The 14050-nt window shown below is 62.0% G+C and carries 14 protein-coding genes; 13 read left to right on the top strand and 1 reads right to left on the bottom strand.

The window, feature by feature from the left end; genetic code table 11:
• Positions 1-22: 22 nt before the first annotated feature.
• The 6 genes from ACXZ1M_RS10710 (at position 23) to can (ending at position 6227) form a co-directional block, all read left to right on the top strand.
• Positions 23-259, top strand: a complete 237-nt coding sequence (locus tag ACXZ1M_RS10710; protein ID WP_459053146.1) for a hypothetical protein — start codon at positions 23-25, stop codon at positions 257-259.
• A 33-nt stretch (positions 260-292) separates the two neighbouring features.
• Positions 293-1402 (top strand): ferrochelatase, encoded by a 1110-nt coding sequence (gene hemH, locus ACXZ1M_RS10705; RefSeq protein WP_459053145.1) that lies wholly within the window; start codon positions 293-295, stop codon positions 1400-1402.
• Between the two features lie 211 nt (positions 1403-1613).
• Positions 1614-2165, top strand: a complete 552-nt coding sequence (gene grpE / locus ACXZ1M_RS10700; RefSeq protein WP_459053144.1) for a nucleotide exchange factor GrpE — start codon at positions 1614-1616, stop codon at positions 2163-2165.
• 76 nt (positions 2166-2241) lie between these two features.
• Entirely contained in the window at positions 2242-4182 is a 1941-nt protein-coding gene (gene dnaK, locus ACXZ1M_RS10695) for a molecular chaperone DnaK (protein ID WP_459053143.1), read from the top strand.
• Positions 4183-4343: 161 nt separating this feature from the next.
• Positions 4344-5465: a molecular chaperone DnaJ gene (gene dnaJ / locus ACXZ1M_RS10690; RefSeq protein WP_459053142.1), complete on the top strand. Its 1122-nt coding sequence runs from the start codon at positions 4344-4346 to the stop codon at positions 5463-5465.
• 90 nt (positions 5466-5555) lie between these two features.
• A complete protein-coding gene (can, locus tag ACXZ1M_RS10685) occupies positions 5556-6227 on the top strand; it encodes a carbonate dehydratase (RefSeq protein WP_459053141.1) in 672 nt (223 codons plus the stop codon).
• A 22-nt stretch (positions 6228-6249) separates the two neighbouring features.
• Here can and ACXZ1M_RS10680 read toward each other — a convergent pair whose 3' ends face one another.
• Positions 6250-7104, bottom strand: a complete 855-nt coding sequence (locus ACXZ1M_RS10680; protein WP_459053140.1) for an oxygenase MpaB family protein — start codon at positions 7102-7104, stop codon at positions 6250-6252.
• Between the two features lie 109 nt (positions 7105-7213).
• On the opposite strand from ACXZ1M_RS10680, the gene ACXZ1M_RS10675 reads away from it, so the two are divergent.
• The 7 genes from ACXZ1M_RS10675 to ntrB all read left to right on the top strand — a co-directional run bounded on the left by ACXZ1M_RS10675 (position 7214) and on the right by ntrB (position 14045).
• Positions 7214-8083 carry a TauD/TfdA dioxygenase family protein gene (locus ACXZ1M_RS10675; RefSeq protein WP_459053139.1) on the top strand — a complete coding sequence of 290 codons (870 nt, stop codon included), beginning with the start codon at positions 7214-7216 and terminating at the stop codon, positions 8081-8083.
• 16 nt (positions 8084-8099) lie between these two features.
• The gene (locus tag ACXZ1M_RS10670; RefSeq protein ID WP_459053138.1) at positions 8100-9098 is read left to right on the top strand and encodes an ABC transporter substrate-binding protein; all 999 of its coding nucleotides are present in this window, start codon (positions 8100-8102) and stop codon (positions 9096-9098) included.
• Positions 9095-9964 carry an ABC transporter ATP-binding protein gene (locus ACXZ1M_RS10665; RefSeq protein WP_459053137.1) on the top strand — a complete coding sequence of 290 codons (870 nt, stop codon included), beginning with the start codon at positions 9095-9097 and terminating at the stop codon, positions 9962-9964. Before ACXZ1M_RS10670 ends, ACXZ1M_RS10665 begins: the two co-directional genes overlap by 4 nt.
• Positions 9961-10833, top strand: coding sequence for an ABC transporter permease (locus tag ACXZ1M_RS10660; RefSeq protein ID WP_459053136.1), 873 nt, complete (start codon positions 9961-9963; stop codon positions 10831-10833). Before ACXZ1M_RS10665 ends, ACXZ1M_RS10660 begins: the two co-directional genes overlap by 4 nt.
• Before the next feature lie 118 nt (positions 10834-10951).
• Positions 10952-11569: an ANTAR domain-containing response regulator gene (locus ACXZ1M_RS10655; RefSeq protein ID WP_459053135.1), complete on the top strand. Its 618-nt coding sequence runs from the start codon at positions 10952-10954 to the stop codon at positions 11567-11569.
• Between the two features lie 373 nt (positions 11570-11942).
• Positions 11943-13115 (top strand): CmpA/NrtA family ABC transporter substrate-binding protein, encoded by a 1173-nt coding sequence (locus ACXZ1M_RS10650; protein WP_459053134.1) that lies wholly within the window; start codon positions 11943-11945, stop codon positions 13113-13115.
• A gap of 15 nt (positions 13116-13130) precedes the next feature.
• A complete protein-coding gene (gene ntrB, locus ACXZ1M_RS10645) occupies positions 13131-14045 on the top strand; it encodes a nitrate ABC transporter permease (RefSeq protein WP_459053133.1) in 915 nt (304 codons plus the stop codon).
• The last annotated feature ends 5 nt before the right edge of the window (positions 14046-14050 follow it).

The raw sequence follows: 14050 nt of genomic DNA, 5'->3' as shown, positions 1-14050 counted from the left end.
GCCCTTTACAAGGGAGGCGATCGTGGACATCGAAGAGAGGGTTACCAGACTGGAACACTTTGCCGAAGAGGTGAAGCACCGGCTGGCGCGCATCGAAGCGCGTTTGGACGTCATTGAGGCGCAACTGACGCACATGGCGACCAAAGCCGATCTGGCGGCGCTGGAAACGAGACTGATCAAGTGGTTTATCGGCACCGCTTTTGCCATTACCACCGTCATGGCGGGAGTCGCCGTCGCGGTTGCCAAGCTTATACATTAAGATAGTGGCTTACGGTGCAACCTTAAGCCTTTCATGACCTTCCAAAAAGAACCGCAGCACAAGCACGGCGTTGTTGGCCGCAGCGCCATCGTCCTGGTCAACCTGGGCACGCCGGACGAGCCGACCCGCTCCGCCGTTCGCCGCTACCTCAAGGAATTCCTGTCCGACCCGCGCGTGGTCGAGATTCCTCGCGCGATCTGGTGGTTCATCCTCAACCTGATCATCCTGCCGTTCCGCTCGGGCCAATCGGCCAAGAAGTACGCCTCGATCTGGACCCGCGAAGGTTCGCCGCTGCGCGTGCACACCGCCGCCCAGGCGCTGGGCCTGCGCGCCGCCCTGGGCGAACGCGGCCACGAAGACCTGACCGTTGCCATGGCCATGCGCTACGGCTCGCCCTCGCTGCCCGAAGTGCTGGCCAAGCTGAAAGCCGACGGCGCCGGCCGCATCCTGCTGCTGCCCGCCTATCCGCAATACTCCGGCACCACCACCGGCTCGATCTATGACGCCGTGTTCCAGCACTACGGCAGCGTGCGCAACATTCCCGAGTTGCGCTTCGTGCGCAACTACCACGACCACGAAGGCTATATCCGCGCCCTCAAGCAATCGGTGCTCAACCACTGGGACCAGCACGGCCGCCCGGAAAAACTGGTGATGAGCTTCCACGGCGTGCCCAAGCGCACGCTGATGCTGGGCGATCCTTATCACTGCGAATGCCTGAAGACCGCGCGCCTGCTGGCCACCGCCCTCAAGCTGACGCCGGAACAGTACGTGGTCACTTTCCAGTCGCGCTTCGGCAAGGCCGAATGGCTGCAGCCCTACACCGCACCCACCGTGGCCCAGCTGGCGCGCGACGGCGTGCGCCGGGTGGACGTGATCTGCCCCGGCTTCATCAGCGACTGCCTGGAAACGCTGGAAGAAATCAGCATGGAAGTGCGCCATGACTTCGAAACCAATGGCGGCAAAGAATTCCATTACATCCCCTGTCTGAACGAATCCCCGGCCTGGATCGCCGCGCTGGCGGAAATCGCCGAGCAGCACATCATCGGCTGGCCGACCCAGCTCGGCCAGTCCGAGCGCGAAGCGCTGAAAAAAGACGCCGAAGTCGGCCGCGCCGCCGCCCTGCAACTCGGCGCAGCAGACTGAAAAGCAACATTCCCGCCCCCACCACACCGTCACCCGACAATCAGCACTTGCGGGTGACGAGTGCCAGCCTGTTAAAATAGCCGCCTGATAAGCTGTCCTGTGGTCGAAATGGCACGCTAAATAACCCTTGAAATCGTAGGTTATCGCCCCATTTGCGGACACAGTGGTAACACAAGTAATGTCAAACAAATACGATTGTAGGAGTCTCTAGATGCAAGATCAGGAAAACCAAGCCGTACCACCTAATCCAGAGGCGGCTGAAGCCGCTGCGTCGGCCCCGCCATCGACCCCGGAAACGGGCTTGCCATCGCTGGAGCAGCAACTGGCCGAAACCGAAGCCAAGCTGGCCGAGATGCACGACGCCTTCATGCGCGCCAAGGCCGACGGTGAAAACATCCGCCGCCGCGCCCAGGAAGATGTTTCCAAAGCGCACAAGTTCGCGGTAGAAAGCTTCGCCGAAGCGCTGGTGCCGGTGAAAGACAGCCTGGAAATGGCCCTGAAAGTCGAAGCGCCAACGCTGGAATCGCTGAAGGAAGGCGTCGAAATGACCCTGAAACAGCTGTCCGCCGCCTTCGAACGCAACCGCCTGATCGCCATCGAACCGGCGCAGGGCGAAAAGCTGGACCCGAACAAGCACCAGGCCGTTGCCGTGGTGCCTGCCGACCAGGAAGCCAACACGGTTGTTTCCGTGCTGCAAAAAGGCTACATGATTGCCGACCGCCTGCTGCGTCCTGCCATCGTCACCGCAGCGCAAGCAAAGTAAATATTAAGCTCTTGAAAACACAGAGCTTTTCCACATATAAGCACCATCTGAACTCTAGCAAATAAGGAAGAAAATCATGGGTAGAATTATCGGTATCGATCTGGGAACGACCAATTCCTGCGTTTCCGTTATGGAAAACGGTCAGCCAAAGGTAATCGAAAACGCCGAAGGCGCACGTACGACGCCATCGATCATTGCTTACCAAGAAGATGGTGAAATCCTGGTTGGCGCGCCGGCGAAACGCCAGGCTGTGACCAATCCAAAAAACACGCTGTTCGCTGTGAAACGCCTGATCGGTCGCAAGTTCGACGAGAAGGAAGTGCAGAAGGACATCGGCCTGATGCCTTACACCATCACCAAAGCCGACAACGGCGATGCATGGATTGGCGTACGCGACAAGAAACTGGCGCCGCCGCAAATCTCGGCTGAAGTCCTGCGCAAGATGAAGAAGACCGCTGAAGACTACCTGGGTGAAGAAGTCACCGAGGCCGTCATCACCGTGCCTGCTTACTTCAACGACTCGCAGCGTCAGGCGACCAAAGACGCCGGCCGCATCGCTGGCCTGGACGTCAAGCGCATCATCAACGAACCAACCGCAGCCGCACTGGCTTTCGGCCTGGACAAGACCGAAAAGGGCGACCGCAAGATCGCCGTGTACGACTTGGGCGGCGGTACTTTCGACGTGTCGATCATTGAAATCGCGGACGTGGACGGCGAGAAGCAGTTCGAAGTGCTGTCGACCAACGGCGACACCTTCCTGGGCGGCGAAGACTTCGACCAGCGCATCATCGATTACATCATCGAAGAGTTCAAGAAGATCAACGGCCTGGACCTGAAAAAAGATCCGATCGCCCTGCAGCGCATCAAGGCTTCGGCCGAGCGCGCGAAGATCGAACTGTCGTCGTCGCAGCAGACCGAAATCAACGAGCCGTACATCGCCATGGCGAACGGCGCGCCGGTCCACCTGACCCTGAAGATGACCCGCGCCAAGCTGGAATCGCTGGTGGAAGAGCTGATCATCGCCACCATCGAACCATGCAAAACCGCCATCAAGGATGCAGGCGTTAAAGTGTCGGACATCGACGACATCATCCTGGTCGGCGGCATGACCCGTATGCCTAAGGTGCAGGAAAAGGTCAAAGAGTTCTTCGGCAAGGATCCACGCAAGGACGTGAACCCGGACGAAGCGGTTGCAGTTGGCGCGGCGATCCAGGGTTCGGTCCTGTCGGGCGAGCGCAAGGACTTGCTGCTGCTGGACGTGACGCCACTGTCGCTGGGTATCGAAACCCTGGGCGGCGTGATGACCAAGATGATCCACAAGAACACCACGATTCCTACCAAGTTCTCGCAAGTGTTCTCGACCGCCGACGACAACCAGCCTGCGGTGACCATCAAGGTTTACCAGGGTGAGCGCGAAATCGCGGCCGGCAACAAGGGCCTGGGCGAATTCAATCTGGAAGGCATCCCGCCGGCAGCACGCGGCACGCCACAGATCGAAGTGACCTTCGACATCGACGCCAACGGCATTCTGCACGTCGGCGCCAAAGACAAGGCCACCGGCAAAGAGAACAAGATCACGATCAAGGCCAACTCCGGCCTGACCGAAGCGGAAATCCAGAAGATGGTGAAAGATGCTGAAGTCAACGCCGAAGAAGACAAGAAAGTGAAAGAACTGGCCGAGTCGCGCAACCAGGCCGACGCGCTGGTGCACTCGACCCGCAAGTCGCTGACCGAATACGGCGACAAGCTGGAAGCCGGCGAGAAAGAGAAGATCGAAGCGGCGATCACCGACCTGGAAGCCTCGATCAAATCGGGCGACAAGGCAGAGATCGACGCCAAGGTGGCCTCGCTGTCGACCGCTTCGCAGAAGCTGGGCGAGAAGATGTACGCCGACATGCAGGCGCAGCAAGCTGCCGGCGGTGCTGAAGGTGCACAGCCAGGCGCAGGTGCGGATCAGGCCAAGCCACAGGACGACGTGGTCGACGCCGACTTCAAAGAAGTCAAAGACAGCAAGTAATCGTCATTCCCGTGAAAACGGGAATCCATGCTGAGCCGAATCCGGCCCGTCTGCATGGGTTCCCGCCTGCGCGGGAACGACGCCGCCGAGCCGCGTGGTCATGCCGCCGGCTCGGCTTTTTCGCATAAATCAGTACAGAATATAAGCAAGGTCCCGACAATATGGCAAAGCGTGATTTCTACGAGATACTCGGTGTCGCAAAAAGCGCATCGGAAGACGAGATCAAGAAGGCCTATCGCAAACTGGCTATGAAGTACCATCCGGACCGCAATCCGGACAGCAAAGACGCGGAAGACAAATTCAAGGAAGTAAAAGAAGCCTACGAGATGCTGACCAACGCGGACAAGCGCGAAGCGTATGACCGCTATGGTCACGCCGGCGTCGATCCGAATGCGGGCGGCTTCGGCGGTGGCGGCGCGGGCGGCTTCGGCGACGCCTTCGGCGACATCTTCGGCGACATCTTTGGCGGCGGCCGTGGCCGCAGCCAGGGTCCGCAGGTGTACCGTGGCGCCGACTTGCGCTACAACCTGGAAATCACCCTGGAACAGGCCGCGCACGGCTTCGACACCACCATCCGCGTGCCGTCGTGGGACAAGTGCGACACCTGCCACGGTTCCGGCGCCAAGCCGGGCACCTCGCCGGTGACCTGCTCGACCTGCGCCGGCCACGGCCAGGTGCGCATGCAGCAGGGCTTCTTCAGCATCCAGCAGACCTGCCCGAAATGCCACGGCACCGGCAAGATCATTCCCGAGCCATGCGCAGCGTGCGCCGGCCAGGGCCGCATCAAGCGCAACAAGACGCTGGAAGTGAAGATCCCGGTCGGCATCGACAATGGCATGCGCATCCGCTCGTCCGGCAACGGCGAACCGGGCACCAATGGCGGACCGTCGGGCGACTTGTACGTGGAAATCCACATCAAGCCGCACAGCGTGTTCCAGCGCGAAGGCGACGATCTGCACTGCGAAATGCCGATCTCCTTCGCCAAGGCGGCGCTGGGCGGCGAAATCGAGGTGCCGACCTTGTCTGGTAAAGTATCGTTTACGATTCCTGAAGGCACCCAGTCGGGCAAGACCTTCCGCCTCAAGGGCAAGGGCATCAAGGGCGTGCGTTCCGGCTTCGCGGGCGATCTGTTCTGCCACGTGGCGGTCGAGACGCCGGTCAAGCTGACCGACAAGCAGAAAGAGCTGCTGCGCGACTTTGAAAAGTCGACCACCGAGGGCGGCTCCAAGCACAGCCCGCAGACGAAAACCTGGCGTGACAAGGTCAAGGACTTTTTTGAGTAACTGGTCAGTCACAGAGACTTGGTAATATCGGACCGCCGCGCTGCCCATTTCGAGCAGACCGGCGGTCTTCTTATGTACGAGAGGAGCAACATGAACGATCTGGATAAGAGCACGTCCCCCCTGCGCAACCTGCTGGAGAACAACCGTCGCTGGGCGGAGTCGGAAGTCGAACGCGACCCCGACTTCTTCAACCGCCTGGCCACCCAGGCCGCGCCGGAGTACCTGTGGATCGGCTGCTCGGACAGCCGCGTGCCGGCGAATGAACTGCTGGGCCTGTTGCCCGGCGACGTCTTCGTCCATCGCAATATCGCCAACGTGGTGGTGCACTCGGACCTGAACTGCCTGTCGGTGCTGCAGTTCGCCATCGAGGTGCTGAAGGTCAAACACGTGATCATCGTCGGCCACTACGGCTGCAAGGGCGTGCACGCCGCCATGACCGGTACCCGCGTCGGCCTGGTCGACAACTGGCTGCGCCATGTGCAGGACGTGCACCAGAAGCACGAGCGCTACATGGGCACCGTGGTCAACGAACAGCGCCGCTCGGAGCGCCTGGTGGAGTTGAACGTGGTCGAGCAGGTGAGCAACGTCTGCGCCACCACCATCGTGCAGGACGCCTGGGATCGCGGCCAGGACCTGACCGTGCACGGCTGGGTCTACGGCATCAACGACGGCAAGCTGCAGGACATGGGCATTGCCGTCAACGCCCTGAACCAACTGGCGCCGGCAGTGCAGCAGCGCCTGGCGAAGTACGCCGAGGCGTAAGACGTTTCAGTCGCTCGCATCCTCAGGCACGGGCGGCTTTTAGCCGCCGGGCGGCCTGCGCGGGCGGCGTATTCCCTAGTGGCAGCAGCGCGGCGGTGCGCGCCAACACGCGCACCAGCGTGGCCTCGCCCCGGCGCAAGCCGCGTCCGCGCAATTGCGGCAGCGAGCGCACCGGTTCCGGTGTGATCTGCACGGCGGCGCGCACCAGCAGGCGCTGGAGCCAGCGCAATGGCGCCGGCAGGATCGGCGCTTCCTGCATGATGCGCATGAAATCGGCCAGTACCGGCGAACCTTCCAATCCCGGCGCGGCGGCTGCCAGCGCCGCATCCCAATCGTTCCAGCAGCGCGGCGTTCCCGTGGCCCCGTACAGTAAAGCCGATGCCTGGCCTTCGGCGAAGGCGGCGTCCTTGTCTGCGCGCGACAGCGGCCGCGCATAGTGGTGATAGGCCTCGGTAAAGCCGAAGGTGGCGGTGGCGTGCACCCAGTCGAGCAAGCGCGGATCGTTGGCGCGGTAGGCCACGCCGTCGGGCGTCGCGCCCTGCACATGGCCATGCATGTGCACCACGTGCGCGATCATCTTTTCCGCCGCCGAGCGCGGGCCGTAGACCGTCATCATGGCGGCGAAGCCGGTGCGCCGCAGCCGCGTTTGCGGATCGCGCTGGAAGTTGCTGTGGTCCCAGACGCCGGAGCGTACCGACGGCTCGGCCAATTCCAGCAGCACTGCCGTCACCCCGCCCACGAACAGCGACACCGGGTTGGCGAACACGCGCCAGGCTACGCCGTCCGGCGGGGCCAGCGATGGTTCGCCGGCAGGCTGGCTGAAGTCGAAGGCCATGCCGGCGGGCGGCTTCATCAAGTCTTGTATCGCACTCAGCATGCAGCCAACTCCTCAAACGGATAGGTAATAACGATATTGGATATGCTTCGTTTTCTAAATAAAGACACCGGCATAAACTGTATCGCACAACTTTCTCAAGGTGTGTGCTATGGCTGCCGTTCTCCAGGACTCTTTTCAGGTTGAATTATTCGATGCGCCGCTGGGCGCGGAAGTTCTCGGGCTGGACCTGAACCGCCCGCTTTCGCAGCGCGACTTCCAGCGCATCCATGAAGCGCATCTGGACCACCATCTGCTGGTGTTCCGCGACCAGCGTATCACGCCGCAGCAGCAGGTCGATTTCAGTCGGCGTTTCGGCCCGCTGCAAATCCATGTGCTGCGCAATTTCCAGCTGCCGGCGCATCCGGAAGTGCTGATCATCTCCAACATCATCGAGAACGGCCAGCCGCTCGGCCTCGGCGACGCCGGCCATTTCTGGCATTCGGATTTATCGTACAAGGAAACGCCGAGCCTTGGCTCCATGCTGCACGCGCAGGAGTTGCCGTTCGAAGGCGGGGATACCTTGTTCGCCAATATGCACCTGGCCTGGGACACCTTGCCGGCCGCGCTGCGCCATGCGGTGCAAGGCGCGCGCGCCGAACACAGTTATCTGGCGCAGTACGAGGAGCTGCGCCGCCGCAGCCCATTCCGTCCGGCGCTGACGCAGGCGCAGATCGACGAGGTCAAGCCGGTGGTGCATCCGGTGGTGCGCACGCATCCAGAGACGGGCCGCAAGGCGCTGTTCGTGAGCGAGCATTTCACCACCCGCATTGTCGGCCTGCCGGAAGACGAGAGCCGCACGCTGCTGGCCGAGCTGTTCGCGCATAGCGTCAAGCCGGAGCATGTGTACCGCCATCGCTGGGCGCCGCATGACCTGGTGTTCTGGGATAACCGCTCGCTGATGCATCTGGCCGGCGGCACGCCCGACCATCTGCGCCGCAAGCTGTATCGCACCACCATCGAAGGCGATGTGCCTTTCTAATCTACCTAGGAAAACCATGTTCAGATTGACCGCCGCCGTTCTCGCCCTGAGCTTCGCCTTTGCCGCACCTGCTGCGCAGGCCGAGGGACGCATCCGCATCGCCGAGCAGTTCGGCGTGGTGTACCTGCTGCTGAACGTGGCGCAGGACCAGCAGCTGATTGAAAAGCAGGGCAAGAAGCTCGGCGTCGATATCAGCGTGGAGCGCTTGCAACTGTCCGGTGGTTCGGCCGTGAATGATGCGCTGCTGTCGGGCGCCATCGATATCGCCGGCGCTGGCGTCGGCCCGCTGCTGACCATCTGGGACCGCACCAACGGCAAGCAGAATGTGAAGGGAGTGGCGTCGCTGGGTAGCTTCCCTTACTACCTGGTGAGCACCAATCCGAAAGTGAAGTCCATCGCCGATCTGACCGAGAAAGACCGCATTGCGCTGCCGGCGGTGACGGTGTCGGTGCAGTCGCGCATCCTGCAGTACGCGGCGGCCAAGCAGTGGGGCGACAAGGAGTTTGCGCGCCTCGATAAATTTACCCAGACGCTGCCGCATCCGGATGCGGCGGCCGCCGTCATTGCAGGCGGTACGGAGATCAACGGCCACTTCGGCAATCCGCCGTTCCAGGAGCAGGAGCTGGCCGGCAATCCGAACGCGCACATCGTGCTCAATTCCTACGATGTGCTGGGCGGCCCGAGTTCGGCCACCGTGTTGTACGCCACCGAGAAGTTCCGCAACGAGAATCCGAAAACCTATCGCGCCTTTACCGCCGCGTTGGCGGAGGCGGCGCAGTACGTCGCCAAGAATCCCGAAGGGGCGGCCGATACCTATCTGCGCATCAGCAAGAGCAAGGTTGATCGCGATCTGCTTTTGAAGATCATCAAGAACCCGCAGGTGAACTTCAGCGTGGCGCCGCAGAATACCTTTGGCCTGTCGCAGTTCCTGCACCGCGTGGGCGCCATCAAGAAGCAGCCGGTCAGCTGGCGCGAATACTTCTTTGAAGATCCTGTGATCGCGAACGGATCATGAGCCTGCAGGTCGTCAGCCCTACCGGCGGCATCGCGCCGCTGCTGCGCGCCGAAGGCGTGAGCCTGGAATACGGCGGCACGCGCGCCACGCACAACGTCAGCTTCGATGTGTATCGCGGCGACCGCTTTGTGTTGCTGGGGCCTTCGGGCTGTGGCAAGTCTTCGTTGCTGAAGGCAGCGGCGGGATTCATCAAGCCGGCGGCGGGCAGCATTTCGATCAACGGTGCGCCGGTGCGCGGGCCGGGGCCGGATCGCATTGTGGTGTTTCAGGAATTCGACCAGCTGCCGCCGTGGAAGACGGTGAAAGAGAATGTGATGTTCCCGCTGCTGATGACCAAGCGCGTGAGCAAGCATGAAGCGGCCGAGCGGGCCATGCACTGGATCGCCAAGGTTGGCTTGGACGGCTTTGAGAACGCGCATCCGCACACGCTGTCGGGTGGCATGAAGCAGCGCGTGGCGATCGCCCGCGCGCTGGCCATGCAGCCGGAGGTGCTGTTGATGGACGAGCCGTTCGCCGCACTCGATGCGCTCACGCGGCGCAAGATGCAGGAGGAGCTGGGACGCTTGTGGGAAGAGCTGCGCTTTACGTTGTTGTTCGTGACGCATTCGATCGAGGAGGCGCTGGTGGTGGGGAATCGCATACTGCTGCTGTCGCCGCATCCGGGGCAAGTGAGGGCGGAGTTGAATAGCCATCAGTTTGATCTGGCCAGCGCCGGCGGTGCGGAGTTTCAGGCGGCCACGCAGCGCATCCATGGATTGTTGTTTTCTGACGCCCCCGCCGTCGCTCTCGCGCACGCGGGAGCCCATGCACGGCATGCGGCCACGCGTTCTATGGGGCCCCGCTTGCGCGAGGACGACGTGCTATGAGCCTGGTCCTCGATCCGCCGATCCGCCAGGAGCGCGAATATACCGTCGCGCCGCCCACGCTGCGCGCTGCCGATCCCGCCTTGCCGCTGGCGCAGCGTGTCTGGCAGCAAAGCTGGCTGCGCAAAACCATCATCCTCATCCTGCTGGCCGTGCTGTGGGAAGCCGTGGCCCGTTGGCAGGACAACGACCTGCTGCTGCCGACCTTCCTGCAAACCGCGCAGGCCTTCGCGCAAGGCATCATCAGCGGCGAGCTGCTGGACCGCGTGCGCGTCTCGCTCAGCGTGCTGCTGCAAGGCTACCTGGCCGGCATCGCCGCCGCCTTCGCCCTGACCGCGCTGGCCGCCTCCACCCGCATCGGCCGCGACCTGCTGGAAACGCTGACCGCCATGTTCAATCCGCTGCCCGCCATCGCCCTGCTGCCGCTGGCGCTGCTGTGGTTCGGCCTGGGCAAGGCCAGCCTGCTGTTCGTGATCGTGCACGCCGTGCTGTGGCCGCTGGCGCTGGGCGCCTACGCCGGCTTCCAATCAGTCCCCGAGACTTTGCGCATGGCCGGCCGCAACTACGGCCTGGGCGGCCTGCGCTTCGTGCTGCACATTCTGGTGCCGGCCGCGCTGCCGTCCATCCTCTCCGGGTTGAAGATCGGCTGGGCCTTTGCCTGGCGCACGCTGATCGCGGCCGAACTGGTGTTCGGCACCACGGCCGGGCAGGGCGGTCTCGGTTGGTACATCTTCCAGAACCGCAATGAGCTCTACACCGACAAGGTATTCGCCGGTCTGGCCGCTGTGATCCTGATCGGCCTGCTGGTGGAAAACGTGGTATTCCGACCACTGGAAACGTTCACCATACGCCGTTGGGGCATGCAACGCTGAGATGATGTCTGGCAGAATCCGGCCTTTGTGCCGTAGAATCTGCGCATGCACATTCAAAATACTGGTTTGATTCTTGCTTGCAGCAAGGTCATAACCCACTCCCATGCGTAAGCCGGCCATGCCCAATCTGCGTATCGTTGTCGTCAACACCGTCATCCATGACGAGGATGACGAAGCGCTGCATGCACAGGCCGAGCGTGAGCGGGTACTGCGTATCGGGCTGCTGGAAGCGGGCTACGACATCATCGCCTCGCTGCCGCCTGATATGTACCTGCCCGAGCGTATCGGCCAGCTGCAACCAGATATGATCATCGTCGATGCCGAGTCGGACGCGCGCGACGTGCTCGAACATATCGTCATCGCCACTCGCGACGAACGCCGTCCCATCGTCATGTTCACCGAGGATCAGGACCCGGAGAGCATGGAAGCGGCGGTCGAGGCTGGCGTGTCGGCCTATATCGTGGCCGGCCTGCAGGGCGAGCGCATCAAGCCGGTGCTGCAGGTGGCGCTGGCGCAATTCAAGCGCGAGCAGAAGCTGCTGGAGGAGCTGAGCGACACCAAGAGCAAGCTGGCCGAACGCAAGGTCATCGAGCGCGCCAAGGGCCTGCTGATGGAGCGCCAGCGCTTCACCGAGGAACAGGCCTACCAGAAGCTGCGCTCCATGGCCATGAGCAAGAACCTCAAGCTGTCCGAAGTGGCCCAGCGCATTCTGGACGTGGAAGACCTGCTGGGCTGAAAACGCCCACCCAAAATGATGCACCGCGCAATTGCGGTGCATTTTTTTTGGGCAAATGCCATCCCGCCACCACCCTTTCCCTCTGTAAACTCGCTGGCACGGACATTGCATAGCTGTAGTCAAGCGCAAAGATGCGCGGCTGTGCCCTGCCAACGGCGGTGGGGCCCACCAGACAACGACGTCTACCCAATCATGAATGTTTTCGTGAGGGTAGGCGTTTTTTTTGGCCGATAGTTATTGACGACTACAAGAAGGGATAGCCATGAATTACAAGAAGCTTGATACGAAGAGCGCGCTGCCACCCAAGACGGAAGAGGTGAATGCGACGCGTAGAAAATTGATTCATGGTGCAGGTCTTGTAGCGGGAGGAAGCATGTTGGGTTTGTCGACGGGTGGCGTGTGGGCAGCGGGTTCGGATAAGCCGGAGAAGGAAGAAATCAAGATCGGCTTCATTCCGCTGACCGACTGCGCCTCCGTGGTCATGGCCTCGGTGCTGGGCTTCGACAAGAAATACGGCGTCAAGTTCGTGCTGAGCAAGGAAGCCTCCTGGGCCGGCGTGCGCGACAAGCTGGCCAATGGCGATCTCGATGCGGCCCATGTGCTGTATGGCCTGCTGTACGGCGTGCAGATGGGCATCGGCGGCCAGAAGAAGGACATGGCCGTGCTGATGAGCCTCAATAACAACGGCCAGGCGATCACCCTGTCCAAGAAAGTGGCCGACAAGGGCGCGGTCGACGGCGCCTCGCTGGCCAAGCTGATGAACACCGACAAACGCGAATACACCTTCGCACAGACCTTCCCGACCGGCACCCACGCGATGTGGCTGTACTACTGGCTGGCCGCCAACGGCATCAATCCGATGAAGGACGCCAAGGTCATCACCGTGCCGCCGCCGCAGATGGTGGCCAATATGCGCGTCGGGAATATGGACGGCTTCTGCGTGGGCGAGCCGTGGGGCCACCGCGCCATCATGGACGGCGTCGGCATCACCGCCACCACCACCCAGGACATCTGGAAGGATCACCCGGAGAAGGTGCTGGGCTCCACGCTGGAATTCGCGAAAAAATATCCGAACACATGCCGCGCCATGATGGCCGCGATTCTCGACGCCGGCAAATGGATCGACTCCTCGCTGGCCAACAAGAACAAGATGGCTGAAACCATCGCCGACAAGTCCTACGTCAACACCAGCAAGGATGCGATCGACCAGCGCATCATGGGCCGCTACCAGAATGGCCTGGGCAAGACCTGGGACGATCCGAACCACATGAAGTTCTACAACGATGGCGCGGTCAACTTCCCTTACCTGTCGGACGGCATGTGGTTCATGACCCAGCACCGCCGCTGGGGCCTGCTGAAGGACGATCCGGATTACCTTGCCGTGGCGACCTCGGTCAACCAGATCGACCTGTACAAGGATGCGGCCACCATGACCAAAACGCCTGTACCTAAGAGCCCTCTGCGTACTTCGAAATTGATGGACGGTTCCGTTTGGGACGGCAAGAACCCGAAAGCGTTCGCCGCCTCGTTCAAGATCAAAGCCTGATGACAGGAGGATGCCATGAACGCCATGCTTAAACCTGATAGTGCAGAACCGGTGACGGTTGCCGGTACATCTGCTGCTCCTGCTGCTGCTTCCTCAGCGCGCCGTCCACGCCGCCCGCTGGCCGCCAACGGCACTGCGCGCGTGCGCCAGCAAGTCTCCGCCACCGCCATGAAAATCGTCGCGCCGCTGGTGGGTGCCGCCTTGCTGGTGCTGGTGTGGCAGCTGATCACCGTGAACAACAGCTCTTTCCCGACGCCGCTGGTCACGCTGCAGGAAGCGATCAAGCTGTTCGCCGATCCGTTCTACCGCAACAGCCCGAACGACCAGGGCATCGGCTGGAACCTGCTGGCGTCCCTGCAGCGCGTCGGCGTGGGCTTCGGCCTGGCCGCGCTGGTGGGCATTCCGCTGGGCTTCCTGATCGGCCGCGTGCAGTTCGTCGGCGCCATGTTCGGCCCGATCATCAGTTTGCTGAAGCCGGTGTCGCCATTGGCCTGGCTGCCTATCGGCCTGCTGGTGTTCAAGTCGGCCAACCCTGCTGCCATCTGGTCGATCTTCATCTGCTCGATCTGGCCGATGATCATCAACACCGCCGTTGGCGTGCAGCGCGTGCCGCAGGATTACATGAACGTGGCGCGTGTGCTCAACCTGTCGGAGTGGAAGGTGCTGACCAAGATCCTGTTGCCATCGGCCCTGCCGTACATCCTGACCGGCGTGCGCCTGTCGATCGGCACCGCGTGGCTGGTGATCGTCGCGGCCGAGATGCTGACCGGCGGCGTGGGCATCGGCTTCTGGGTGTGGGACGAGTGGAACAACCTGAATGTACCGCACATCATCATCGCCATCGTGGCCATCGGCTTGGTTGGCTTGCTGCTGGAGCAGGCGCTGATGGCGCTGGCCCGTGCATTCACCTACGAACAAGTGTCGAACTAAGGAGC

The organism is Duganella paludis, assembly GCF_054461335.1.
The sequence above is the reverse complement of the archived record's forward strand: the minus strand, read 5'-3'. Positions and strand labels throughout refer to the sequence as shown.